At 72.8% G+C, this 22,506-nt stretch carries 25 protein-coding genes, 1 tRNA gene and 1 pseudogene; 19 read left to right on the forward strand and 8 right to left on the reverse strand.

All coding sequences use genetic code 11. The features are described from left to right. Positions 1–17: 17 nt before the first annotated feature. The 3 genes from WHN02_RS08080 to trxA form a co-directional block, all read right to left on the reverse strand. On the reverse strand, positions 18–968 hold the full coding sequence (locus WHN02_RS08080) for an MFS transporter permease (RefSeq protein ID WP_434742769.1): 951 nt from the start codon (positions 966–968) through the stop codon (positions 18–20). Beyond that, complete coding sequence (locus WHN02_RS08085) at positions 947–1,390, reverse strand: hypothetical protein (protein WP_434742770.1); 444 nt, start codon at positions 1,388–1,390, stop codon at positions 947–949. Before WHN02_RS08085 ends, WHN02_RS08080 begins: the two co-directional genes overlap by 22 nt. Before the next feature lie 161 nt (positions 1,391–1,551). Beyond that, positions 1,552–1,914 carry a thioredoxin gene (gene trxA, locus WHN02_RS08090; RefSeq protein ID WP_434742771.1) on the reverse strand — a complete coding sequence of 121 codons (363 nt, stop codon included), beginning with the start codon at positions 1,912–1,914 and terminating at the stop codon, positions 1,552–1,554. A 543-nt stretch (positions 1,915–2,457) separates the two neighbouring features. Between trxA and WHN02_RS08095 the strand changes: the two genes are divergently transcribed. The 10 genes and pseudogenes from WHN02_RS08095 to WHN02_RS08140 form a co-directional block, all read left to right on the forward strand. After that, a complete protein-coding gene (locus WHN02_RS08095; protein WP_434742772.1) occupies positions 2,458–2,988 on the forward strand; it encodes a hypothetical protein in 531 nt (176 codons plus the stop codon). Between the two features lie 151 nt (positions 2,989–3,139). Continuing rightward, positions 3,140–3,763, forward strand: a complete 624-nt coding sequence (locus WHN02_RS08100; protein WP_434742773.1) for a TrmH family RNA methyltransferase — start codon at positions 3,140–3,142, stop codon at positions 3,761–3,763. 137 nt (positions 3,764–3,900) lie between these two features. Next, positions 3,901–4,542, forward strand: coding sequence for a DUF6758 family protein (locus WHN02_RS08105; protein WP_434742774.1), 642 nt, complete (start codon positions 3,901–3,903; stop codon positions 4,540–4,542). A gap of 168 nt (positions 4,543–4,710) precedes the next feature. Then, complete coding sequence (locus tag WHN02_RS08110) at positions 4,711–4,869, forward strand: hypothetical protein (RefSeq protein WP_169807035.1); 159 nt, start codon at positions 4,711–4,713, stop codon at positions 4,867–4,869. A gap of 6 nt (positions 4,870–4,875) precedes the next feature. After that, complete coding sequence (locus WHN02_RS08115; protein WP_434742775.1) at positions 4,876–5,742, forward strand: PH domain-containing protein; 867 nt, start codon at positions 4,876–4,878, stop codon at positions 5,740–5,742. Positions 5,743–5,790: 48 nt separating this feature from the next. Beyond that, positions 5,791–6,438 carry a SigE family RNA polymerase sigma factor gene (locus WHN02_RS08120; RefSeq protein ID WP_434742776.1) on the forward strand — a complete coding sequence of 216 codons (648 nt, stop codon included), beginning with the start codon at positions 5,791–5,793 and terminating at the stop codon, positions 6,436–6,438. Next, positions 6,435–7,697 (forward strand): hypothetical protein, encoded by a 1,263-nt coding sequence (locus WHN02_RS08125; RefSeq protein ID WP_434742777.1) that lies wholly within the window; start codon positions 6,435–6,437, stop codon positions 7,695–7,697. The genes WHN02_RS08120 and WHN02_RS08125 overlap by 4 nt, the downstream gene beginning before the upstream one ends. Before the next feature lie 86 nt (positions 7,698–7,783). Next, positions 7,784–8,647, forward strand: a complete 864-nt coding sequence (locus tag WHN02_RS08130; protein ID WP_434743866.1) for a PHP domain-containing protein — start codon at positions 7,784–7,786, stop codon at positions 8,645–8,647. Between the two features lie 40 nt (positions 8,648–8,687). Next, positions 8,688–9,302, forward strand: coding sequence for a MarC family protein (locus WHN02_RS08135; RefSeq protein WP_350895891.1), 615 nt, complete (start codon positions 8,688–8,690; stop codon positions 9,300–9,302). A gap of 226 nt (positions 9,303–9,528) precedes the next feature. After that, positions 9,529–10,341, forward strand: a pseudogene (locus tag WHN02_RS08140) (RecB family exonuclease); the annotation flags it as partial. Between the two features lie 117 nt (positions 10,342–10,458). On the opposite strand, the gene WHN02_RS08145 reads toward WHN02_RS08140, so the two are convergent. After that, positions 10,459–11,310: an oxygenase MpaB family protein gene (locus WHN02_RS08145; protein WP_434742778.1), complete on the reverse strand. Its 852-nt coding sequence runs from the start codon at positions 11,308–11,310 to the stop codon at positions 10,459–10,461. An 81-nt stretch (positions 11,311–11,391) separates the two neighbouring features. Beyond that, a complete protein-coding gene (locus WHN02_RS08150; protein ID WP_434742779.1) occupies positions 11,392–11,820 on the reverse strand; it encodes a Fur family transcriptional regulator in 429 nt (142 codons plus the stop codon). A 197-nt stretch (positions 11,821–12,017) separates the two neighbouring features. Here WHN02_RS08150 and WHN02_RS08155 point away from each other — a divergent pair, with 197 nt between their 5' ends. After that, positions 12,018–12,500, forward strand: coding sequence for a DUF2231 domain-containing protein (locus tag WHN02_RS08155; protein ID WP_434742780.1), 483 nt, complete (start codon positions 12,018–12,020; stop codon positions 12,498–12,500). Positions 12,501–12,565: 65 nt separating this feature from the next. On the opposite strand, the gene WHN02_RS08160 is transcribed toward WHN02_RS08155, so the two are convergent. After that, positions 12,566–12,898 (reverse strand): hypothetical protein, encoded by a 333-nt coding sequence (locus WHN02_RS08160; protein WP_434742781.1) that lies wholly within the window; start codon positions 12,896–12,898, stop codon positions 12,566–12,568. 90 nt (positions 12,899–12,988) lie between these two features. Here WHN02_RS08160 and WHN02_RS08165 point away from each other — a divergent pair, with 90 nt between their 5' ends. After that, positions 12,989–13,168, forward strand: coding sequence for a hypothetical protein (locus WHN02_RS08165; RefSeq protein ID WP_434742782.1), 180 nt, complete (start codon positions 12,989–12,991; stop codon positions 13,166–13,168). Positions 13,169–13,220: 52 nt separating this feature from the next. Here WHN02_RS08165 and WHN02_RS08170 read toward each other — a convergent pair whose 3' ends face one another. Both WHN02_RS08170 and WHN02_RS08175 read right to left on the reverse strand, forming a co-directional pair. Next, positions 13,221–13,604: an FmdB family zinc ribbon protein gene (locus tag WHN02_RS08170; protein WP_434742783.1), complete on the reverse strand. Its 384-nt coding sequence runs from the start codon at positions 13,602–13,604 to the stop codon at positions 13,221–13,223. Positions 13,605–13,670: 66 nt separating this feature from the next. Further along, positions 13,671–14,327, reverse strand: coding sequence for a 5-formyltetrahydrofolate cyclo-ligase (locus WHN02_RS08175; protein WP_434742784.1), 657 nt, complete (start codon positions 14,325–14,327; stop codon positions 13,671–13,673). An 83-nt stretch (positions 14,328–14,410) separates the two neighbouring features. Between WHN02_RS08175 and WHN02_RS08180 the strand changes: the two genes are divergently transcribed. From WHN02_RS08180 to WHN02_RS08210, 7 genes are all read left to right on the forward strand, one after another. Beyond that, positions 14,411–16,537, forward strand: coding sequence for a diguanylate cyclase (locus tag WHN02_RS08180; protein WP_434742785.1), 2,127 nt, complete (start codon positions 14,411–14,413; stop codon positions 16,535–16,537). A gap of 9 nt (positions 16,538–16,546) precedes the next feature. Further along, positions 16,547–17,509 carry a UTP--glucose-1-phosphate uridylyltransferase gene (locus WHN02_RS08185; RefSeq protein WP_434742786.1) on the forward strand — a complete coding sequence of 321 codons (963 nt, stop codon included), beginning with the start codon at positions 16,547–16,549 and terminating at the stop codon, positions 17,507–17,509. After that, positions 17,506–18,819 (forward strand): molybdopterin molybdotransferase MoeA, encoded by a 1,314-nt coding sequence (locus WHN02_RS08190; RefSeq protein WP_350895882.1) that lies wholly within the window; start codon positions 17,506–17,508, stop codon positions 18,817–18,819. Before WHN02_RS08185 ends, WHN02_RS08190 begins: the two co-directional genes overlap by 4 nt. 69 nt (positions 18,820–18,888) lie before the next feature. Next, complete coding sequence (locus WHN02_RS08195) at positions 18,889–19,497, forward strand: GNAT family N-acetyltransferase (protein ID WP_434743867.1); 609 nt, start codon at positions 18,889–18,891, stop codon at positions 19,495–19,497. 197 nt (positions 19,498–19,694) lie between these two features. Continuing rightward, positions 19,695–20,681: a hypothetical protein gene (locus tag WHN02_RS08200; protein WP_434742787.1), complete on the forward strand. Its 987-nt coding sequence runs from the start codon at positions 19,695–19,697 to the stop codon at positions 20,679–20,681. 182 nt (positions 20,682–20,863) lie between these two features. Further along, positions 20,864–20,937, forward strand: a tRNA-Ala gene (locus WHN02_RS08205). 275 nt (positions 20,938–21,212) lie between these two features. Next, positions 21,213–22,487, forward strand: coding sequence for a multidrug effflux MFS transporter (locus tag WHN02_RS08210; protein ID WP_434742788.1), 1,275 nt, complete (start codon positions 21,213–21,215; stop codon positions 22,485–22,487). Positions 22,488–22,506: the final 19 nt, after the last annotated feature.

The following is a 22,506-nucleotide window of genomic DNA, read 5'->3' on the forward strand; positions in this document are numbered from 1 at the left end:
CCGAGCCGACGGCCCGGCTAGCCGGGGCGGACCGACGGCGCGGTGCCCCTGTCGTCGCCCGCCCCCGCGAGGGACGGTTCGTCCACCGGGGCGGGCGACCTGTCGTCCGCCCCCGGTCCTCGGCGGTCCGCGCCGATCAGTCGCCGGAGCAGGTGCACCGGTCGGACCCGTTCCAGCGGCAGGAAGGCGGCCATGGCCACCAGGTGCGGGGCGAACGAGATGGTGATCGTCGCCATGGTCACCGCGTGGAACGAGTAGAAGAACCCGACCATCGCCAGGCGCCAGCGTTCCCGGAGCACCAGGACCACCGGACTGAGCAGCTCGAAGGCGACGATCCCGATCTGGGCGACGATCAGCAGGTACGGCACGGCGGCGATCAGGTCGGCCAGTTCGGTGCCGCGCCTGATGATCGCGCGGGCCAGCACCGACCCGGTCAGCCAGTCCAGCCCGCCGAAGCGCAGCTTGGCCCAGGCGGCCAGGAAGTACGTGCAGATCACCGCGATCTGGGTGACCCGCAGGGCCCACCCCCCCGCTTCGGTGCGGGTGGCGTCACCGTGCCGGGCACGGCCGGCGGTGGGCAGCACGGCCAGGGCGACGAGCAGGGCGAACCGGTCGTGGTCGACCTTGCCGTAGCTCATCGCGATGATCATCCACTCGAAGTAGAGCAGGAAGACCGACCAGCCGAGGAGCCGGGGAAGTCGCCCGGAGGCGGCGAGCAGGGCCACCCCGAGCAGCAGCCAGAAGACCACCGAGACCAGGGCGGGGGTGGGGGTGGGCAGCGGGAGGATCCGGCCGACGAAGAGCGGCTCGTAGAGACTCCCGGGCACGCTGACCCGGGTCCGGATCCACGGGGTGAAGAAGACCAGGTCCGCGGCGACGAAGAGATAGACCAGGGTACGGAAGGCCGCCACCCGGCCTCGGGGGACCGGCTCGGTCAACCACCGGGTCACGGGGTGCCCGCCTGCCACCGGACGACGGTCTCGTCGTGGTACGTCCCGGTCGGGCGGCCGTCGGCGATGCCGTGCCACCTGACGACGATCCGCACCTCTGCCAGGGCCGGCGCGTCGGGGTGCCGGTCGGCGTACGCGTCGGCCACCTCGCGGAGCCGTTCGGGCTCGGCGACGTACCAGCTCTGCTGTCCCTCGATCTCGGCCCGACGGATGCCGGTGGCGTCCTGGCCGAGGTCGACGAGGGCCCCGTCGCTGTCGACGCCCTCGACCCTGGTGTCCGGGGCGGGCTCGTTCGGGGGGTTGGAGGTGGCGTACATCCGGAACGGCCCGAAGGGGAAGTGGTCGTCACTGCCCCAGACGGTGCCGGCGAGCAGGAGGGCGAGGCCGAGCGCGGTGGCACCCAGCCGCAGGGCCCGGCCCCGAGTGGTCAGTGTCTCCATGGGGCGCTGACGCTACGCGTAACCCGGTGGTGACGGGTACGTCCGTTCGGTCGGTTTGTCCGCTCCGGTCCGGGAATTCACGCCGATCGCCACCGGAACGACGAACGGCCGGGCCGGTTCCCGCGCGGGGCGGGACCGACCCGGCCGTCACCGGTCGACGATCAGTGCTGGTGCTCGGACAGCTTCTTGCGGACGTCGTCCATGTCCAGCGCCTCGACCTGCTCGATCAGGTTCTCCAACGCCGACTCCGGCAGCGCACCCGGCTGGGAGAAGACGATCACTCCGTCCCGGATCGCCATCACGGTCGGGATGGAGCGGATGTCGAACTTGGCCCCGAGTTCCTGCTGGGTCTCGGTGTCCACCTTGCCGAAGACGATGTTCGGGTGCTTCTCCGAGGAGCGCTCGTAGAGCGGAGCGAACCGCTTGCACGGGCCACACCACTCGGCCCAGAAGTCGACGAGCACGATGCCGTCCTTGCCGGTCACCTCGTCGAAGTTCGCCGTGGTCAGCTCAACGGTTGCCATTGCCTCTCCGATCACCGCAGATTCGTTTACGCCCCCTCAAACGACAGGGGGGTGTCCGAGAATTCCCGGACCGGCGGTGGTGAAACGCCCGGAGCGCTCCGGAAGCCACCGAAATCATCGACGTACGTCGGTGTGGCCGGTGGTTGGCGGTTGGCAAGTGCAGTACGCAATTGCGTGACCACGGGTGATGGGAGCGTTTCCAGGTCCCCTGGCCTGTCAAGGGGGTGCGGACCGGTAACTTCGCTGCTGACGAGGGTGGATGTGACCTGCGGAGATCGCGGTGAGAATCGATCTCCGTGACTCTTCGTATTGTTACGAAAAGATAAATGTGACCCCGGTCTCTGTTGGTGCGGCGTCGGGCTGGGGCAGAATCTTCCCCATCAGAGCGTGGGCGGCGGGTGCCGGGGAGGGCCCCGCCGCTCATTGCGTCTGCACCCGGTTCGTGCGGTGACCACGACCCCCGCCGGGTGACGAACCCGGCGACTCGGATCAGCCCCCCGACGTGTTTGCCTCCGCATCCCGCCTCCGTCGGAATCGGCACATATGCTGACGCCGGAGGTCCGCATGAGCCACTCCGTCCCCGCCGAGCCGCCCTCGGCCGACCGGCCCGTCGCACCGCTCGCCGTCGCCGCGTACACCCCCGCCGAGTGGGATCTGCTCACCGAACTGCCGGGGCGGGCCGTGGTGGTCGCCGCCGTACCCGGTCCCGGTCGGGCCGACCCCGGCGTCGCGGCCGGTCTCGCCGGTCTGGAGGCGGTGGCCGCGGGTCGGTCCTTCGACAGCGAGCTGGTCCGTGCCGTGGCCGCCGCCATCTACGCCCGGCACGACGCCGGAACCCCGCAGCGGGTGCCCTCGGCCGCTCCGGGCGACCTGCTGGCCGCCGCCCGGGTCGCCACCCGGGTGCTGCACCGCCGCGCCGATCCGGCCGACTCGGCCGCCTACCGGCAGTGGGTGCAGTCGGTGGCGGCCCGGGTCCGCCGGGTGGTGCCCCCCGTCGTCGCCGCGCAGGAGCCGCCCGGCGCGGACGACCGACTCTTCCTGGACCGGCTGGGCCGGGCACTGCGGCTGCGCTGAACACCGCACCGGCCCCGGCGTCGTCGTCCACCGGCTCCGGCTGCCCGCGAGCACGGACGGCCGCCCGAATGCCTGCGGGCACGGACGGTGCCCGTCGCCAGCGAGCACGGACGGCACCCGGGTGACCGCCGTGCCGTAACCTGTTGTCCCCGTGACCGATGAGCAGCTTGAAGTCGGTGTCGGCCCGTGGACGGGCGACCCGCCGGAGGACCCCCGCTACGACCCCGAGCTGCTCGCCGAGGGCGACCGGCGCAACGTGGTCGACAGGTACCGCTACTGGAGCCGGGAGTCGATCGTCGCCGACCTGGACCGGCACCGCCACGGGTTCCACGTCGCCATCGAGAACTGGCAGCACGACTTCAACATCGGCACCGTGGTCCGCAACGCCAACGCCTTCCTCGCCGCCGAGGTGCACATCGTCGGACGGCGCAGGTGGAACCGGCGTGGCGCGATGGTGACCGATCGCTACCAGCACGTCCGACACCACGACACGATCGAGGAGTTCGTCGACTGGGCGGCGGGGCAGGGGCTCCCGGTGGTGGGGATCGACAACCTGCCCGGTTGCCGCCCGCTGGAGACCGCCGTCCTGCCGCGCCGCTGCGTGCTCGTCTTCGGTCAGGAGGGGCCGGGCCTGTCCGAGCCGGCCCGGGCCGCCTGCGACCACCTCTTCTCCATCGCCCAGTACGGCTCGACCCGATCGATCAACGCCGGGGTGGCCAGTGGGATCGCCATGCATGCCTGGGTACGCGCACACGCCGGTCCTCCACCGTCCTGACCTGCTCCGACGTCACCCGTCGGTGAACCGGATCCGCCGCCAGGCTTGACGGGGCGGCTGGACAGGAGAACGGTGGAGATGTGAGCGTCGCGGTGAGTTGTCCAAGATGTGGCGGGCCGGTACGGCCGGCGGACCTGATGCACTCCGAGTCGCGCTGTCTGGCCTGCGGGCCGGTCCCGCCGTTTCACGTGCCCCGGAACATCGGTGCGGAGATCGTGGCGAGTGTCGTCGACCGCCTCGCCGCCGACGTCGACCCGCCGTCGCGTCCCGGGGTGCCGCTGTGGTGTCCCTGGCCGCTGCCGGCGGGCTGGACGCTCACCGGTGTCGCGTACGCCGGTGACGACAGGGGTGGGATCCGGGCCACAGCGGTGGCCTGTGCCGGCCCCGCCCCCCTCGGCGGTGGCCCCGCCGATCTGCTCTTCGTCGCCGAGGAACCGGGCGTCGGACTGGGCACCAGGTTCGCCGGGACGACCGGCCCCGACCCCGGCCCTGAGCTGGTCGAAGCACTCCGTGATCCGGGTCCCCGCCATCCGGGACACCGCAGCACCGCAAAGATCAAAGTGGCCGGTCACCCCACTCCACTGTGGGTCGTGGAGTCCCGTGACGATCGAAGCGCGTACGCCGGAGAAGCTCGGGGAATGTGGCTTCATGCGATAGCCTGGCCGGCGAGTGCGGGACATCTGCTCGCGGAGGACGTCGTGTTGCACGACCTTACCGAGTGGACACCCCCCGAACTCGTGTACGGCGCACCGTCTCCGTACCTGCAGGGCAGGGCCTGACCGAGTCGTGTCGATCGAGGCAGAGTGGCCTCGATCTAGGACAGGGCTTGACAACCTGCCTCAGGTGTCGGAGAAAGGACGCAGATATTCACTGTACGACACCTTGCTGATACTGTGGGTGCCGCTGCGGTAATCGAACCCGGCGCCGCGCGAGAGGATGGGACCGCCATGGTCAAGAAGGTTCTCACCTGGGCCGGTATCGCATTCCTGGTTTTCTTCGTCGCCTACCGACCGAACTCGGCAGCGGACGTCTTCAAGTCGCTCGGTGGCGGCATCGTGGACATCGCTGAGGGCTTCGGCGACTTCTTCACCAGCATCGTCGCCTAGCCACCGATGGGTAGCCCCTCGGGTCCACCCTTCGACCCTGACGACCCGGATCGGGCCCGCCGGGAACACGACACCGAGCCGATCCCTCGCTACCGTGAGGACGGTCCGGAGTCGGGCTTCGGCGACCGCCCCGTCTTCTCCGACGACATCGGGTACGGCGACCGCGCGGGCTACTCCGGCGAGGAGCGGCCCGGCCAGACGTGGGTCCGTGATCCCGAGCCCGACTACCAGCCCCCCAGCATCTCCGAAGAGGAGTTGGCGGGCCTTCGGGTCGACGCCTCCGGGATGCCGCTCGGCCCCCGCCGGGTGCTGCCCCTGGAGGACGAGCCCAGCTCGCTCGTCGCCCGCTACCTGTTCCCCACCGAGCGGTACCGGGGGGAGTGGAAGCGGCACTGGATCCACCTCACCACCCCGGTCCTGGTCGGCGTCGCCGCCACCTTCGTCCTCGGTTACCTCTCCGGTTTCCTCGCCGGGCAGGACGTCGGCGCCCTCACCACGGTCGCCGTACTGGTCTGGTTCGCCGTGATGGGGTGGGTGGCCTGGCGGGTCGCCGACTGGTGGTACGACAGGTTCATCCTGACCAACAAACGGGTGATGGTGGTCAACGGCATCATCACCCGCAAGGTCGCGATGATGCCGCTGGCCCGGGTCACCGACATGAAGTACGAACAGTCCCCCACCGGCCGGGCCCTCAACTACGGCACCTTCGTCCTGGAGTCCGCCGGTCAGGACCAGGCCCTCCGCGAGATCAAGAACCTGCCCAACCCCAACGAGCTCTACCTGCGCGTCGTCGAGGAGATGTACGAGCCGCAGGCGGTCGAGGCGCGGCTGGGCAAGGAAGCCGACGAGGCGAAGGCCGACGACGGCGCCTGACGGTCCGGGAGACGGCTTCGGCGCGGCGGCGGGGCACGGAGGTGTGCGGTGACGACCAGGGACCCCTTGGAGGAGGAGTTCCGGGAGTTCGTCGCGGCCCGATCCGCCGCGCTGTTGCGGACGGCGTACCTGCTCGCCGGGGACTGGGCCACCGCAGAGGACCTGTTGCAGACCGCGTTGACCAAGACGTACCTGGCGTGGCGGCGGCTCGGCGGGATCGACGCCGTCGAGCCGTACGCCCGACGGGTCATGGTGAACACCTCGACGAGCTGGTGGCGACGTCGGTGGCACGGGGAGCGCCCCACCGACGTGCTGCCCGAGTCGGCAGCCGTCGACGAGATGGAGCGCCGACTCGACCGTGACCTGCTCTGGCAGCACCTGCGGATGCTGCCCAACCGTCAACGGGCGGTGTTGGTCCTGCGCTACTACGAGGACCTGTCGGAGTCGCAGACGGCGACCCTGCTCGGGATCTCCACCGGCACCGTGAAGAGTCAGACGGCCCGGGCACTGGCGACCCTGCGCCGCCGCCTGGGCGACCAACTGGTCCCCGACTTCCCGGCCCACCCGGCATCCGCCACGCCCGTCCGCCGGAGTGAACCGGTCCCGACTGTGGGTCAACGGCTGCGGACCCCCGTACAACAGGTGGCCCCGGCGCTCGCCGGTCCCGTCGTACCGACCGGGGTGGAGACCCGGTGAGCGGGGTGACGGGCCGGACCCCCGACCGGCCGGTACCCCCCGACGACCAACTGGTCCCCGACCAACCCGACCAGCCCGACGAGCTGGAACGGGCGGTACGGGAGTCGTTGCGGCGACAGGCCGAGCTGCCCCGACCGCTGCCCGTCGACCCGGCGGACCGGGCGATCCGCCGGGCCAACCGGACCCTGCGGCGGCGCACCCTGACCGGGGTGGCCCTGGCGGCCGTCGCCACCGTCGTGGTCAGTACCGGGGTGGCGCAGATCGGGGGCGGGTCGACCGGGCCGGACTCGCCGGTGCTCATCGGTGATCCCCTCGGCCCCTCGACTGCCGTCTCCGTCGGTCCGCAACCCCCGGCGGTCGGGGCGGTACGCGCCGAGGCGGACCTGATCGTCGGCACCTCGCTGGGCACCACCGAGGGCCGCCAGATCGAACTGGACGGGGTCGGCCCGGTCGAGCGGGCCCAGCGGATGGCCGACGACACCGGGTGGCTGCTCCTGGGCGGGGCGACCGCTGCCGGTCGTACCCTCTGGTCGGTCGGCTCGGACGGGACCGTCGGTGTGCTCCTGGCCGGAGCCGCGACGATCGTGGCGGCCCCGGACGGTCGACGGGTGGCGTGGCGCGACGGCGGGCAGCTCCACACCGCCGGGGTGGTCGCCGGGCAGCTGGTGGCGACCGCGGGGACCCCGGTGGCCGACGGTGTCGAACCGGTCGGCGTCGTCGGCGACACGGTCCTGGTCCGTCGGGACCCGCAACGGCCGGGCGTGGCCGGCTGGCGACCGGCCGAGGGGCCGCCGCGCGACCTCGACGGGTCCGTCCGGTACGTCTACGGCGGTCGTCCGGACGGGCGGCTGGTCGGTCAGGTCGTCGGCGGTGACGGCCGGTCCTGCCTGGCGTTGCTCGGTCCCACCGGAGGGGTCGAGGGTCGACCCGGCTGTGTGCCGCTCGGTCCGGACGGGCACGGGGCGGTCTCCGCCGACGGGCGCTGGCTGCTCGTCAACGGTCCGGACGGGGAGGCGGGGGCGGTCCTGGTGGATCTCGACACCCTCGGTAAGGCACCGGGAGTGCACCCGGCCGGTCCGCCGTTGACCGGAGCGGTGGCCTGGGCCCCGCCGGGGACCGCCCTCTACGCCGACCGGGCGGGCAACCTGGTCCGGCTGCGGGTCGACCGGGTGCTCGCCGGTGACCGGGGCACCTCGACCAGCCTGGCCGGGGCGGGGCCGGAACACCCGCCGGTGGTGGTCACCCCGAGCCACCCGTGACCGGGCGGCTGGTGGTCACTCCGAGCCACCCGTGACCGGCGGTGGTCGAGGAAGCCGTCGGGCGAGCCCGGTACGGTCGGATCGTGATCACCAGTCCCCGCATCGACCTGCACACCCACTCGACGGCGAGTGACGGCACGCTGACCCCGGCGGAGCTGGTCCGGGCCGCTGCCGACGCCGGCCTCGACGTGGTGGCGATCACCGATCACGACACCACCGCCGGGTGGGCGCCGGCCGTGGCCGCCCTGCCGACCGGGCTGAGCCTGGTCCGGGGGGCGGAGCTGTCCTGCTGTTGGCACGGCGTCGAACCGGCGCTGTCGCTGCACCTGTTGGCGTACCTGTTCGATCCGGAGTCCCCGGAGCTGGTGGCGGAGCTCGCGCGGGTACGGATCGCCCGGGAGACCCGGGCCGAGCGGATGGTGGCGCTGCTGCGCGCCGACGGCGTCGAGGTGAGCTGGCCGCAGGTGCTGGCCGGGGCCGCCGGGGGGACCGTCGGTCGACCGCACATCGCGGCGGCGCTGATCCGGGCCGGTCTGGTCGCCGACACCGCCGAGGCCTTCGCCCCGCAGTGGCTGGGCGAGCGGTACCGGCTGCCCAAGGACGACATCGACGTGTTCCGGGCGGTGGAGTCGGTCCGGGCGGCCGGTGGGGTGCCGGTCTTCGCCCACCCCCGGGCCAGCCGTCGGGGGCCGATCGTGCCCGACGAGTTGATCGCCGACCTCGCCGCCGCCGGGTTGGCCGGGTTGGAGGCCGACCACGAGGACCAGTCACCGGCCGAGCAGGCCCACGCGCGGGGCCTCGCCGCCGAGTTGGGCCTGCTGGTGACCGGGTCGTCGGACTTCCACGGCACCCACAAGACGGTCCGGCTCGGCGCGTTCACCACCGCGCCGCAGGCGTACGAGCGGATCCTCGACGAGGCCGGTGGGGTGACCCCGGTCGCAACCGGTTGACCTGAATTTTCCCTGCCCAGGGCGCCGATACCGTGTCCGGGTGGATGTGCAGCTGTTCGGCGCGGTGTTCGTGACCCTGTTGGTGATCGTCGACCCACCGGGCATGATGCCGATCTTTCTCGCCCTGACCGGTCCGCTGTCGGCCCGGGACCGGAACCGGGCCGCCTGGCAGGCGGTGGCGTTGGCGCTCGGCGTCATCGTGATCTTCGCGGTCGCCGGGCAGACCATCCTGGCCTACCTGCACGTGGACCTGCCCGCGTTACAGGCCGCCGGTGGGCTCCTGCTGATCCTGGTCGCCCTGGAACTGCTCACCGGCAAGACCGACGACCCGACGAAACAGGCCACCTCCAACATCGCCCTGGTGCCGCTGGGCACCCCGCTCCTGGCCGGGCCGGGGGCGATCGTGGCGACGATGCTCTTCGTACAGCAGGGCGACGGCCCCGGTGACTACGCCTCGATCGGCGCGGCGATCGTCGCGGTGATGGTGACCGTCTGGGTGGTGCTGCGCTTCTCCGGTGGGATCGTCAAGGTGCTGCGGCCGGGCGGGATCGAGGTGCTGACCCGGATCGCCGGTCTGCTCCTGGCGGCGATCGCCGTACAGCTCATCGCCGACGCGGTCTTCGCCTTCGTCACCCAGTACGCCCAGCAGGTCTGATCCGGTCCGAGCGGGTCACCGGACCCCGGTACCGGCGGGTCCGGTCCGACCCCGGTACGCCCGGCGGGTGGGTCCGACCCCGGCGGGTCACCGGATGCCCGTGTCGTACCGGGATGGCAGGATCGTAGGGGTGCGACGACCCACCTCGAACAGCCGTCCCTCCTCGACGGGTCGACGGACCCCCCGTCCCCGGGCCGACCAGTCCGAGCAGCTCGGCTTCGAGGGGATGCCGGAGCGGTTGTTCGTCTGCACACCGAGTCGACTCGGGACGTATGCCGACTGTCCCCGCCGGTACCGCTACTCCTACGTCGACCGGCCCGCCCCGCAGAAGGGGCCGCCGTGGGCGCACAACTCCCTCGGCGCGAGCGTGCACACCGCCCTGAAGAACTGGTATGCCCTCCCGACCGACCGGCGTCGACCGGAGGCGATGGCGGCGCTGCTCAAAGGCGTCTGGGTCCGTGACGGGTACCGCGACGACGAGCAGGAACGGGCCGCCTTCCGGCGGGCCTCGGACTGGCTGGAGTCCTACGTCGGCGCCCTGGAGCCGGGCGTGGAGCCGCTCGGGGTGGAGCGGGTGGTGGCGGTGAAGACCTCGGTCCTGGCCTTCAACGGGCGGGCCGACCGGATCGACTCCCGGACCGGCCCGGACGGGCCGGAGCTGGCGATCGTCGACTACAAGACGGGCCGGTCGGGGCTGGACGCCGACGACGCCCGGGGATCACAGGCCCTGGCCCTCTACGCGTACGCCGCCGAGCGGGTGTTCCGCCGCCCGTGTCGCCGGGTGGAGCTGCACCACCTGCCCACCGGGACCGTCGCCGCACACGACCACACCGCAGAGTCGCTGGCCCGGCAGGTGTCCCGGGCAGAGGCGGCGGCCCGGGACATCATGGCCGCCGAACGGGCGGTCGCCGACGGAGGCGACCCCGACGAGGCGTTCCCCACCACCCCGGGCACCCTCTGCGGCTGGTGCGACTACCGGCGCACCTGCCCGGACGGGTCGCAGGTCGACGGGAAGGAGCCGTGGGCGTCGGTCGAGCGGACCCTTACCGACCCGACCGGCGGCGGGCCCGTCTCCACCGGCGGCCTGTCGACGGCGACCGGCGGCGGGCCGGTTCCGACCGGCGGTGTGTCGGCGGCGACCGGCGGACCGTCGGGCTCACCCGGCGGCGTGTCGGGCGGCCCGCTCCCGGGCGGCGACCTGGATCGGGCCGATCAGTAGGTGCCTCGGGACGGCGGTCAACGCCAGTCTGAGGGTGCGGACGCCCAGATCCGCCGAGAGGGCGGTGGTGGGCAGTCCGAGACCGCCGTAGAGCCGACGGGCCCAGGCGGGTAGCAGACCGAGCGCGGTGGTGGCGAGACCCAGGTACGCCCAGCGGGGCGGTCCGAGGGTCAGGCCGAGCCGGACCGGGAGGCTGACCTTCCACGGGATCGGCGGCACGGTGAGGAAGAGCGCCGTCTCGGCGGCCTCCCGGGTCATCCGTAGCTGCGGACGGACCTCCCGGTAGTACGCCTCGACCTCGGCGGCGCTCCCGGGGACGCTGTCGGGGTCCAGCCCGACCAGGGCGGCGGCCCGACGCTGCTCGGTGTAGTACCTGTCGACCTCGTCGCCGGTCAGGGCCACTCCGGCCCGGCGGGCGGTGCCGACGAAGGACTCCACCTCGGTCACGTGCACCCATCGGAGCAGGTCGGGTTCGTCGACGCGGAACGGCGTACCGGTGAGGGGGTCCTTCGCACTCATCCGGGCGTGCACGGCCCGGATCCGGCGTCCGGCCCGTTCGGCTTCGGCAGTGGTCCCGAAGATCGTGGTGGCGACGTACTCGGAGGTGCGGACCAGGCGGCCCCACGCGTCCGTACGGTAGTTGCTGTTCTGCGCCACCCCGGCCATCGCCCTCGGGTGCAGCGACTGGAGGTAGAGCGCACGCAGGCCAGCCACCATCAGGACCGGCTCCGCGTGCACCTTCCAGGTGATCGAATCCGGACCGAAGAGGCCGAGATCATCGGAGTTCACCGACCAAGAGTGCCACGTCGAGCCCGCCGGTCGGCAACCGTCGCCGAGCCGGGACCGCTGACCCGTGACTCGGGAGCCGGGTCAGTGGTCGGTGTCGCGCCGGATCCGGCAGGCGGGGCAGAGCCCCCAGAAGGTCACCTCGGCCTCGTCGACCTCGTACCCGTGGGCGAGGTTCGGGTCGAGGCAGGGGGCGCTGCCGGTGGCGCAGTCGACGTCGGCGATCTCGCCGCAGCCCCGGCAGACCACGTGGTGGTGGTTGTCCCCGGCACGGGCCTCGTACCGGGCGGGGCTGCCGGCCGGTTCGATCCGCCGGGACAGTCCGGCCCGGGACAGCGCCCCGAGGATGTCGTAGACGGCCTGGGTGGAGACCGAGTCGAGCCGCATCCGTACCCGGCGGGTGATCTCGTCGACCTCCAGGTGGCCGCCGCCGCCGAGCACGTCGAGTACGGCGAGGCGCGGCCGGGTGACCCGAAGTCCCCTCGACCGGAGCAGTTCCTCACCGGTGGACATGCGGCAATGACAACACGCAGGAGTTCGGCGGACACGCGAACGGGTCCGCCGGGTGGCCCCGACCACAACCGATCGTCGGGTGAAACGTGGGTGAACCGGACCGGAACGGGCTGCGTGTACGGCTGTGAGAGGGCGGACCGTCGGCCGGAGGCCGTACGCTGGCGACCCGCGACCGTTACCCGACGTCGGAGGATCCGGTGTTCAAGGAGTTTCTCGGTCTGCCGCTGCATCCCCTCGTGGTGCACGCGGCGGTGACGCTCATTCCGCTGCTGGCGCTGCTGGGGCCGGTCTACGCCCTGCGGGCGCGGTGGCGTCCGAAGATGGACTGGGCGGTGGGGCTGCTGGCGGTGGGCGCACCGGTGGCGGCGTTCGCCGCGACCCAGTCCGGTGAGGCGTTGACGGACGCCCTGGTGGCCAAGGGCTACCCGCAGGAGGCCCTCGACGAGATCTACTACCACTCCCAGCAGGGTGACTGGCTGTTCCGGTTCACCATCGCCCTGTCGGTGGTGACCCTGGCGCTGCTGGTGGTCACCAGCGACCACCCGAAGGCCCCGAACTCGCCGTCGTGGGTCGGGCGGGTGTTGTCGGTGCTGGTCGTGGTGCTGGCCGTCCCGGTGCTGATCTACACCTTCCGGGCCGGGCACAGCGGGGCCGAGACGCTCTGGCAGAACACCTTCTGACCCTCGGGCGGGGTCCGGGACATCCGACCCTCGGGCCGCTCAGGGACATCCGACCCTCGGGTGGCTCAGAACAGCAGCCGGGTGCAGAAGAGGCAGAGCAGGATCAGCAGCACCGCCCCGGCGACCGAGCCGACCATGTAGGTGATCCGTTGGGCGCGCTGCTCGTCGGTGTCCAGCTCGACCATGTCCTGGGCGGGAAGTCGGCGGGGAGCCGCCGGTTGCAGGTGCAGCGGCGGCCGCCAACCGGCCGGTGGGGCGACGGTGGGCGGAGGCCCGGCGTACCCGCCGGTGGTGGGTCCGGGCGGCGGGGACGCGTCCGGCCCGGAGGGGTCCGCCGGGTGGTCCGCGGGGCGTCGCCAGTAGTCGTCGGCGGAGCTGGCACCGCTGGGCGTGGTCACGTCGACCGACGCTACCAACCCGCCGGGTGCCGTGGTACGCCCTCGACGGCGGGTCGGGGAGCAGGGTTCCGGGGCGGCCGGGCGCTATCCTTGCCCCTCGTGAGCGTGGATCCGGGGGTACGCGGCGACGACGACCGGGTGGTCGACCTGAGCGAGGACTTCGTCGTGCTGCCCGAGCAGACGTCCGACGACACCGACCGGGGCTGGGGCGAGCGGGGTGTCGGCAACGACGACCGGCTGCTCGCCGAACGGCCCCCGCACTGGGACTGACCCCCGCCGGGACCGGGCTGCCCGTAGGCGGACCGGTCCCGGGTGGTCGACGTCAGGACGAGGAGGTTCCGGAACCGCTGGCGGCCGGGGCCTTCGCGGACCCGCCGGAGGACCCGCCCGACGAGCTGTTCGACGATCCGCTGCCGGAGGTCCCGGACGAGCTGCCGGAGTCGGACGAGGAGCTGCTCGACGAGGTGGAGGCGGGCTTGTCGCCCCCACCGCCTCCGTTGCCCCCGCCGCTCCTGCCCTCGGAGCCGGATGAGCGGGAGTCGGTGCGGTAGAACCCCGACCCCTTGAACACCACCCCGACGGAGTTGAACACCTTGCGCAGCCGGCCCTGGCACGCGGGGCACTCGGTCAGCGGGGCGTCGGAGAAGGACTGCACCGCCTCGAGCTGGTCACCGCACGCGGTGCAGGCGTACTGGTACGTGGGCACGGTCTCCTCCGGGGTTCTGGAACGGCCGATTGGCACTCGACGTATTCGAGTGCCAATGTTGCGTCATCACCCCCGGGTTCGTCCAGCGGAAGTGTGGGGAGCGACACCCGCGCCGTCGACCAGGGTGACGAGTCCACCGCCGGGGGTGACCACCGCGCGGACCGGCCGGTCGTGCGGCTCGGCGGGCAACGTGTCGACCAGCTCACCGTCGTGCAGCAGCGCCACGGTCAGGGTCTGCGCCGACACCCGGGCCAGGGCCCGGTCGTACGAGCCGCCGCCGCGACCCAGCCGTGCCCCCCGACGGTCCACCGCCAACGCCGGCACGAACACCAGATCCGCCCCGGCGATCGCCTTCACCCCGAGCCGGGGCCCCGTCGGCTCCCGCATCCCCCGTCCCGCCGCCACCAGCGAACCGTCGTACCCGGCCCAGTCCAGGTCCAGGTCGGTACGCAATACCGGCAGCAGCAGCTCACCGCCGGGCGGGAGGGCGGCGCGCAGCCGGTCGGGCAGGTCGGGTCCGCCCGGCTCGGAACCCACTGGCACGTACGCGGCCACCCGGGCGGGGCGGATCCGGCGTACCAGGTCGGTCAGCTCGGCCCCGACCCGCTCGGCGGCGACGGCCCGCTGCTGCGCGGTCTGGGTCCGGCGGCGCAGCAGCAGGTCGTGGCGGGTCCGTCGCTTCGCCTCGACGGGAGTCGGTACGTCCTCGGAAAAATCGGCCACGCAACACTCCTGACGCAACGTTGGTCTATCGGTGGCTCTGTGTCAGCATCGCAGGATCGGGGGCGGAACTTCCGGGGGGAAGCGTGACGCTACGCGGGCGACTGAGCGCCGCCTTCCTCGCTGTGGTGCTCGGCCCGGTCCTGCTGGGCGCGGTGTTCGCCGGTACCACCATGGCAGCCGTCGACCGCAGCCGCTCCACCGAGCGGCTGCGGGTGGCGACCGCCTCGGTGCGTACCTCGGTGGACGCCCTCTGTCGGCAACTGCGGGCGGCGGCCGACTCGGTGGCCCTGGCCGCCACCTCCGCCCGGTCTGCCACCGCCGGTCAGGTGGTCAGCCGGGGCCTGGCCGCCGCCGTCCAGGTCACCGACGCCACCGGCCGGATCACCTACACCACCCCCGGGGCACCCACCCTGCCCTGGGAGGACTGCACCACCGCGACGGCGACCGGCGGACCGGTCCGGGCCCTGGCCGCCCGGGTCGACCTGCGCGACCCCGCCGGGGAGGCGCTCGGCTCGGTCGCCGCCGCGTGGCGGGTCGACCCGGCGTTCGTCACCGGGCTGGCCGCGGTGACCGGGGTCGCTGTCACCCTCCTCGACTCCGCCGGGGTGGCGCACAGCACCGACGGGGCCGGGCCACCCGGGGCGGCCTGGGCCGCCACCGCCGCCGACCGGGTCACCACCAGTGGCGACGGACGCTACCTGCGGCGGGTCACTCCGACGCCGGGCCAACCGCTGTCGCTGGTCCTGTCGGTCCGCAGCGAACAGTCGACAGGCAGGTACGCGATCCTCTCCGCCGTGGTGCTGTTCGCCGCCGCGCTGGCGGTGCTGGCCGCGTGGCGACTGGCCCGGGTCACCACCCGGCCCCTGGCCGAGCTGGCCGGGGCGGTCGACCGGGTCGCCCAGGGGGACCTGACCACCCGGGTGCCGATCCGCAGCACCGACGAGATCGGCCGGCTGGCCGCCGCCTTCAACCGGATGACCCGGGAGACCGACTGCTACGTGCAGGCCCTCACCACCAGCCGGGACCAGCTGCGCAGTCACCTGTCGGTGCTCGGCGACACCCTGTCGAGCACCCACGACCTGCACCGCATCCTGCCGGTGATCCTGCACAGCGCGATCGTGACCACCGGAGCCCGGGCGGGCGCGGTCCTGCTGCTCGACGGGGCCGGTGCCCTGGTCGGGCAGTGCGACGAAGGACTCGCCGACAGATGGCCCGACGGGACCGGGTCGAACCCGCCAGTGCTGCGGGTGCCGGTCGGCCGGGGGATCCTCGGCGCGGTCGCGGCCACCGGGGAACCGTGTCGGGGCCGGTCCGACCCGAGCGCGCCGCCGGTGGGTGAGCCGGGCTGCACGACGTACGTGGCGGTGCCCCTCGCCGTCCCCGGCCCGGCCGACGCGGGTGACCCGGCGTACGGGGCCGCCGTCGGTGCCCTCGGTGTCCTGGTGCTCTACGACAGGCACGGCGGGGACGAGTTCGACGACGAGGACCTGGTGACCCTGCGCACCTTCGCCGGTCAGGCAGCGGTGGCGGTGCACAACGTCCGGGTCCACGAGGAGGTCCAACGGCTCTCCCTCACCGATCCGCTGACCGGGTTGTGGAACTACCGCTACCTGCGGGAGTCCCTGCGACGGGAGGTGGAGCGCGCCCACCGGTTCGGACGGATGCTCAGCGTCCTCGCCCTCGACCTGGACCGGTTCAAGGCGGTCAACGACACGTACGGGCACCCGGCCGGGGACGCGGTGCTGGCCGAGTTCGCCCACCGGCTGCGCGGCGAGATCCGGGAGGTGGACCTGGCCTTCCGCCAGGGTGGGGAGGAGTTCGTGGTGCTGCTGCCGGAGACCGACGCGCGGGGGGCCGCGATCGTCGCCGAACGGCTCGGCGCGGCGGTCCGGGACCACCCGACGGTGGTCGCGACGAACACCGGGAACGCCGTCGAGGTGCACGTCACCGTCTCGGCCGGGATCGCCGTCTACCCGGACCACGCCACCGTCGGGCAGCAGGTCCTTGACGCCGCCGATGGAGCCCTCTACGCCGCCAAGGCTGCAGGTCGGGACACCTTCCGGGTGGCGGAGCCGCCGGCCGGGCCGAATCCCGAGGAGATGGTGGTCCGGGTACGCGCGGTCACCCCCGTCGACGGACTACCCCGTGCCGGGGCCCCGGGCGGCGCGTCTTCCGGGCCACAACCGCCGCGACAGCCCTGTGGCCGATAGTCTCGCGACATGTCGGAGCACTCAGCGAACCCCTCATCGGCCACCCCTCCAACCGGCCCTCGACGCGCGGTCAAGGCCGTCATTCCGGCCGCTGGCCTGGCCACCCGGTTCCTGCCCGCCACCAAGGCCGTGCCGAAGGAACTGTTGCCGGTGATCGACCGGCCGGTGTTGCAGTACATCGTCGAGGAGGCCGCCCAGGCCGACATCACCGACGTGCTGTTGATCACCGGACGCGGCAAGACATCGATGGTGGACCACTTCGACCGCCGCCCCGACCTGGAGGCCCGGCTGGAGGCCAAAGGAGACGCCGAGCGCCTGGCCGCTGTGAGACGCCCGAGCGAACTCGCGGAGATCTACACCTGCCGGCAGCCCGAACAACTGGGCCTCGGTCACGCCGTCGGGTACGCCGAGTCGCACGTCGGGGACGCCCCCTTCGCGGTCCTGCTCGGTGACGAGTTCGTCAAGCCCTCCGAGCCGCTGCTGCCGGCCATGTTGGAGCTCCAGGCCCGTACGGGCGGGGTGGTGTTGGCCTTCTTCGAGGTCGACCCGGCCGAGACGAAGCGGTACGGCATCGCCTCGGTGGAGCCGGCCGAGGCGGAGCTGACCGACATCGGGGAGGTCGTCAGGGTCACCGGCATGGTGGAGAAGCCGACCCCGGAGGAGGCCCCGAGCAACCTCGCCGTCCTCGGCCGGTACGTCCTGCCGGCCCGGATCTTCGACGCGATCCGGCGGACCGAGCCCGGCAGCGGCGGGGAGATCCAGCTCACCGACGCGATGGAGCTGCTGCGCAGCGAGGGGACACCGGTCCACGCGATCGTCTACCGGGGCACCCGCTACGACACCGGGATGCCGCTGGGTTACCTCCAGACGGTGGTGCAGATCGCCGCCGAGCGCGACGACCTCGGGGCCGAGTTCCGTACGTGGCTGGCCGGGTTCGTCAACGCCGACGCGTCGGGCGGGCCTAGTACATGACCGCGACGGCCGACGCCGAGGCGGCCGCGAACGAGTTGACGCCGCTCGCCGACTACCTGGGCAGTGTGCTGCGCAGGTTACGTGCGCTGCCTCCACTCGACCTCGACCTCACCCAGGCGTACGGCAACGTCCTCGCCGAGGACGTCGTCGCCCCCCACGCCTTCCCCGCCTTCGACCAGGCGGCGGTGGACGGGTACGCGGCGCGCTGGGAGGATCTCGCCGGAACCGGCCGGGGCGGTGCGTACGCCCCGGCCGGTTCCCGCAATCCGGGGGGCCGCACGGTCCGGCTGAACGTGGTCGGTGACCTCGGCGCGGCCAGCTGGCGGCCGGTCCGGTTGACGCCGGGGGCCTGTTTCTCGGTGGCGGCCGGTGCCCCGCTGCCGATCGCCGCCGACGTGGTGGTGCCTGTGGAGTGGACCGACCAGGGCATGGCCGCCGTGGAGATCTACCGGGTGCCCAAGCGTGGCTACGGGCTGCGGCGGGCGGGGGAGGAGCTGCCTGTCGGCACCCTGCTGGCCCGGGCCGGGGCGTACGTCTCACCGGCCCTGGTCGCGGTGCTGGCCGCCACCGGCATCGGGCACGTCGTCGTCCGACCCAGTCCCCGCGTGGTGGTGGTGGCCACCGGCGACGAACTGGTCGACGTGGGTCGGGCCAGCCAACCCGGTCAGGTGGTGGACGCCAACTCGCACGCGTTGACCGCAGCCGCGGCCGAGGCGGGTGCGTTGGCGTACCGGGTGGGGATCTGCGACGACGACCCGGAGGGGCTGCGTGGTCTGCTGGAGGACCAGACCCTGCGGGCCGACCTGATCATCACCACCGGGGGGACCGGGACCGGCCCCGGTGACATGGTGCGGCGGATCCTGTCCCGCCGGGAGGGGGGCCGGGCCGGGCCGGTCACCTTCACCGACGTGGCGCTCTACCCGGGCGCGGCCCTCGGCTTCGGCACCGTCGGTGCCGAGGAGGTGCCCGTCGTCTGCCTGCCCGGCGAGCCCGGCGCCGCGATGATCGGCTTCGAGGTGCTGGCCCGTCCGGCGATCAACCTGCTGGCCGGGGCGGAACCGGTGTTCCGACCCGGGGTCCGGGCGCACCTGTTGGAGACCGTCACCTCCCCCGGCGGACTACGCGAGTTCCGACCGGCCCACGTCGCCGAGCGTCGGGGCGGTGGGTACACTGTGCAACCGCTCAGCGGCGGCCCGTACACACTGTCCGGACTGGCCGAGGCGAACGGTCTGCTGGTGCTCGGCGAACGGGTGACCAGCGCGGCCGCCGGTTCCACGGTGGACGTTCTCCTGTTGGACCGTCGTCGGTGAGCGGGTCGTAGTCTCGACGGAAGGGTCAGCCGAGTGAGCTGGTTCAGGCAGGCCCCGGGGTGGCCGGTGGTGCTGGCGGACGGACCGGTGGTGTTGCGGCCGTACCGACGCTCCGACGCGGTGGTCTGGTCGCAGGTGCGCCGGGAGAACCAGGCATGGTTGGCCCCCTGGGAGTCGGCGATGCCCGGCACGTGGCACGACCTGAACTCCCCGGCCGCATTCCGCTGGGTGTACCGCGACCAGCGCCGGTCGGCGAACTCCGGTGAGGGCATGCCCTTCGCCGTCTGTCTCCGCGACGGCGGCGAGGAACGGTTGGTCGGTCACCTCAACGTGGGCAGCATCGTCCGGCGGGCGTTCTGCTCCGGGTACGTCGGCTACTGGGTGGACTCCCGAGTGGCCGGTCGGGGAGTGATCCCTACCGCACTGGCGCTCGCTGTCGATCATGCTTTCGGCCCGGGTGGCCTGCACCGGGTGGAGGTCAACATCCGCCCCGAGAACAAGCCTTCCCGCCGGGTGGTGGAAAAGCTGGGGTTCCGCGAGGAGTCGTACCACGTGCGGTACATGCACATCGCCGGTGCGTGGCGCGACCACATCGGATACGCCATGACCAGTGAGGAGGTCGCCCTCGAAGGCGGACTCCTGGCCCGCTGGCATCGGCTCCGCGCCGGCGGAGACTGACCTGTGGGTCCCGTCGCCGGGCCTGTCCGCCCGGCGCGGCGGACAAACTTCCAGGTCGGACACCCCGTAACCTCAGGTGACTGAAAGCTGTGGCAAGCGCTGACCGCCCGCAGGATCTTCAGCGTCCATCCGTGGTCGGCGGAAGATCGTGCGGTGGGTAGGCGGTTGCCCCGAATCTGGTGACGGGAGGGGTGAGGGTGCCGACCTCGGTGCTCCTCGCCGTCCTCGCCGCCGCCGGCCTGCTCGCCCTCGCCCCGGCGCTGGTCCGCCGGTACGACGCCACCGAGCGGCTGGTGGCGGAGCGGGCGCAGTCGACGGCGCGGGTACTCCAGCGCCGCCGACGGCGTCGTACTGTCCCGGGCCGCCGACCCGTCAACGCCTCCCGCGCCCTCGTCGTCACCCTCACCGAGGATCCGGTCACCGGCGGGCTCGCCGTCTCCGGGGCCCGCCCGACCACCACCGCCCACGGTGGCCCGGCCGACACCGGTGACGGCGATCCGGACAGCGCGGGTGACGGCGACCCGGCCGCCGACGGGCGGGGTGACCCGGGTCCGACCGGCCGCCCCGGCCCCGCCGCAGAGCCGGTCTCGGGTGGCGGCGTCGGTGCCGCCGCACCGGTCTCCCCCGCCTCGGGCTCCACCCGGCGACGCGGGTCGGCCCGCCGGGCCAAGCGGCTCCGGTCCGTACCGCCGTCGGGCAGGCGCGCCCCCCGCCGCCCGCCACCTGGTCGACACACCCCGGCTGTCTACCGGCGACGCCGGGTCCTCGCCGCCCTGCTGCTGCTCAACTTCGTCGAACTGATCGGCGTGGTGGTGGTCGGCCCCGGCTTCTGGATCAGCTTCTCGGTCACCGGCACCCTCCTGCTCGCATACGTGGTGCACCTGCGCGGACGGGCAGTCGCCGAGCGGCGACGACGACGGCAGCAGGCCCGGGAGAACGCCTGGCTGGCCGCCCGGCAGGCCGAGGTCCGCCGGGAACAGGCCCGCCGGGCCGCCGCCCGTCGGGAGGCGCAGCGCCGTCTCGCCGCCCAACGCGAAGGGGTACGCCGTGCGGCGATGGGCCTGGACCGCCCCGCCGACCTGCCCGCCGTGGCCAACGGGGGCGGCTCGGTGTCGTACCGGCGGGCCGGAGGGCTGCGGGGCCGCCCCTACTCCTCCGGCCGCAACAACCCCCACTCCGCCTGACCCGAGTTTCGTCCCGGATCTTGGTGGGATCTGGCCCCTCCCGGGGGCCGGTTCCTTCCGAGATTTCGCTGGTCGGAGGCGGTGGGGCGGGGTGGATTGGCTGCGGAGGTGAGCCGACTGATAGCCTTGTCGACGGCCCACCCGGTGCAGCTGGGTGGGACCTACGTCGGTACGCCGACGGAGGGGCTGTGGCGCAGACTGGTAGCGCACCTCGTTCGCATCGAGGGGGTCAGGGGTTCAAATCCCCTCAGCTCCACCCATCTTCACAGGCCGTTTCCGGGAGCCGGAGACGGCCTTTTTCGATCATGTCGCGCGTCCCGACCGTCGGGTGGCGTGGCGGAACCGGTCGACAGACAACATGAGGGCAGGATCTGTCACGCCTGTGTGCGATTCGCCCGCCGGAGCGCTGTGACCTCGGTTACCTAACTGGTGAGCGGGAATCACCGTGCCGGATCAGGATTTGGAGCCAGGTGTGACTGCTGTGCCGAACCCCGCCCGCCGTACGCGTACCGACCTCTCGGTGGTGGCCCGATGACCGCGACCGCCGAACTGAAGGTCACCACGTCGACCCCCGGCGACCTGATGAGCACCCGGCAGCGGGTGCGGTTGGTGCTGGTCCTCGGGTCGCTGATCGCGATCGGCCCGCTGACCATCGACATGTACCTACCGGCGTTCCCGGCCATCGTCGACTACTACGGGACCACCACGTCCCAGGTCCAGTTGACCCTCACCGGGACCCTGGTCGGCCTCGCCCTCGGCCAACTGCTCGTCGGTCCGCTCTCCGACGCCGTCGGTCGACGGAAGCCACTGATCGCCGGGATCGCCCTGCACATCGTGGCGTCGCTGCTCTGCGTCCTCGCCCCGAACATCGCGGTGCTCGGCACCCTCCGGGTGGTCCAGGGCCTCGGGGTGGCGGCGTCGTCGGTGGTCGCGATGGCGGTGGTCCGGGACCTGTTCGACGGGAAGGCGTTCGCCACCCTCCTGTCCCGGTTGTTGCTGGTCATGGGGGCGGCCCCGGTGCTCGCCCCGACGCTGGGCAGCGGGTTGCTGCGGTGGACCGACTGGCGGGGGGTGTTCGTGGCGCTCGCCGTCTTCGGGGTGATCCTCGTCGTGGTGGCGGCGCTCGGCCTGCCCGAGACGCTTCCCGTGCAGCGGCGGCGGCGTGGCGGGGTGGCCGCCACGGTGAAGCTGTACGGCTCGCTGCTGCGTGACCGTCCGTTCGTGGGGTTGGTCCTGGTCGCGGGGCTGGCGATGGCGGCGCTGTTCGCGTACGTCGCCGGGTCGTCGTTCGTGCTCCAGGGGCAGTACGGCCTCAACGAGCAGGAGTTCGGCATCGCCTTCGGCGCGGGTGCGGTAGGACTGATCGGGGCGACCCAGCTCAACGTCCGGCTGTTGCGTCGTTTCCAGCCGCAGCGGATCCTCACCGTGTCCCTGCTCGGCGGGACGGTGGCCGGGTTGGTCCTGCTCGCTGTGGCGGCGACCGGACTGGGCGGGCTGCCCCTGCTGCTGGCCTCCCTCTGGGTGGTCCTCGCGGCGGCCGGGCTGGCGATGCCGAACGCTCCGGCGTTGGCGTTGTCCCGCCACGGTGAGGCGGCCGGTACGGCGTCGGCCCTGCTCGGGGCGGTGCAGTTCGGCGTGGGCGCGGTGGCGGCCCCCCTGGTCGGGGTCTTCGGGACCGGGGCGACGGCGATGGCGGTGGTGGTGGCCGGCGGGATGGTGGCCGCGACAGTGGTCCTGTACGTCGTGGTCCGGCCGGGCCGGCTCGCCGACGTCGACCCGGACGCGGTGGTGGTCGTCGCCCACTGAAGAGCCCCGCCCGAGGGGA

Origin of the sequence: Micromonospora sp. SH-82 (assembly GCF_051132485.1) — a bacterium.
GTDB lineage: Bacteria > Actinomycetota > Actinomycetes > Mycobacteriales > Micromonosporaceae > Micromonospora.

Coding starts and splice junctions, on each gene's coding strand:
- WHN02_RS08210 (WP_434742788.1), top strand. CDS start 21,213: ATGACCGCGACCGCCGAACTGAAGGTCACCACGTCGACCCCCGGCGAC.
- WHN02_RS08190 (WP_350895882.1), top strand. CDS start 17,506: ATGACCGCGACGGCCGACGCCGAGGCGGCCGCGAACGAGTTGACGCCG.
- WHN02_RS08110 (WP_169807035.1), top strand. CDS start 4,711: ATGGTCAAGAAGGTTCTCACCTGGGCCGGTATCGCATTCCTGGTTTTC.
- WHN02_RS08150 (WP_434742779.1), bottom strand. CDS start 11,820: ATGTCCACCGGTGAGGAACTGCTCCGGTCGAGGGGACTTCGGGTCACC.
- WHN02_RS08085 (WP_434742770.1), bottom strand. CDS start 1,390: ATGGAGACACTGACCACTCGGGGCCGGGCCCTGCGGCTGGGTGCCACC.
- WHN02_RS08095 (WP_434742772.1), top strand. CDS start 2,458: ATGCTGACGCCGGAGGTCCGCATGAGCCACTCCGTCCCCGCCGAGCCG.
- WHN02_RS08105 (WP_434742774.1), top strand. CDS start 3,901: ATGCACTCCGAGTCGCGCTGTCTGGCCTGCGGGCCGGTCCCGCCGTTT.
- trxA (WP_434742771.1), bottom strand. CDS start 1,914: ATGGCAACCGTTGAGCTGACCACGGCGAACTTCGACGAGGTGACCGGC.
- WHN02_RS08115 (WP_434742775.1), top strand. CDS start 4,876: ATGGGTAGCCCCTCGGGTCCACCCTTCGACCCTGACGACCCGGATCGG.
- WHN02_RS08185 (WP_434742786.1), top strand. CDS start 16,547: ATGTCGGAGCACTCAGCGAACCCCTCATCGGCCACCCCTCCAACCGGC.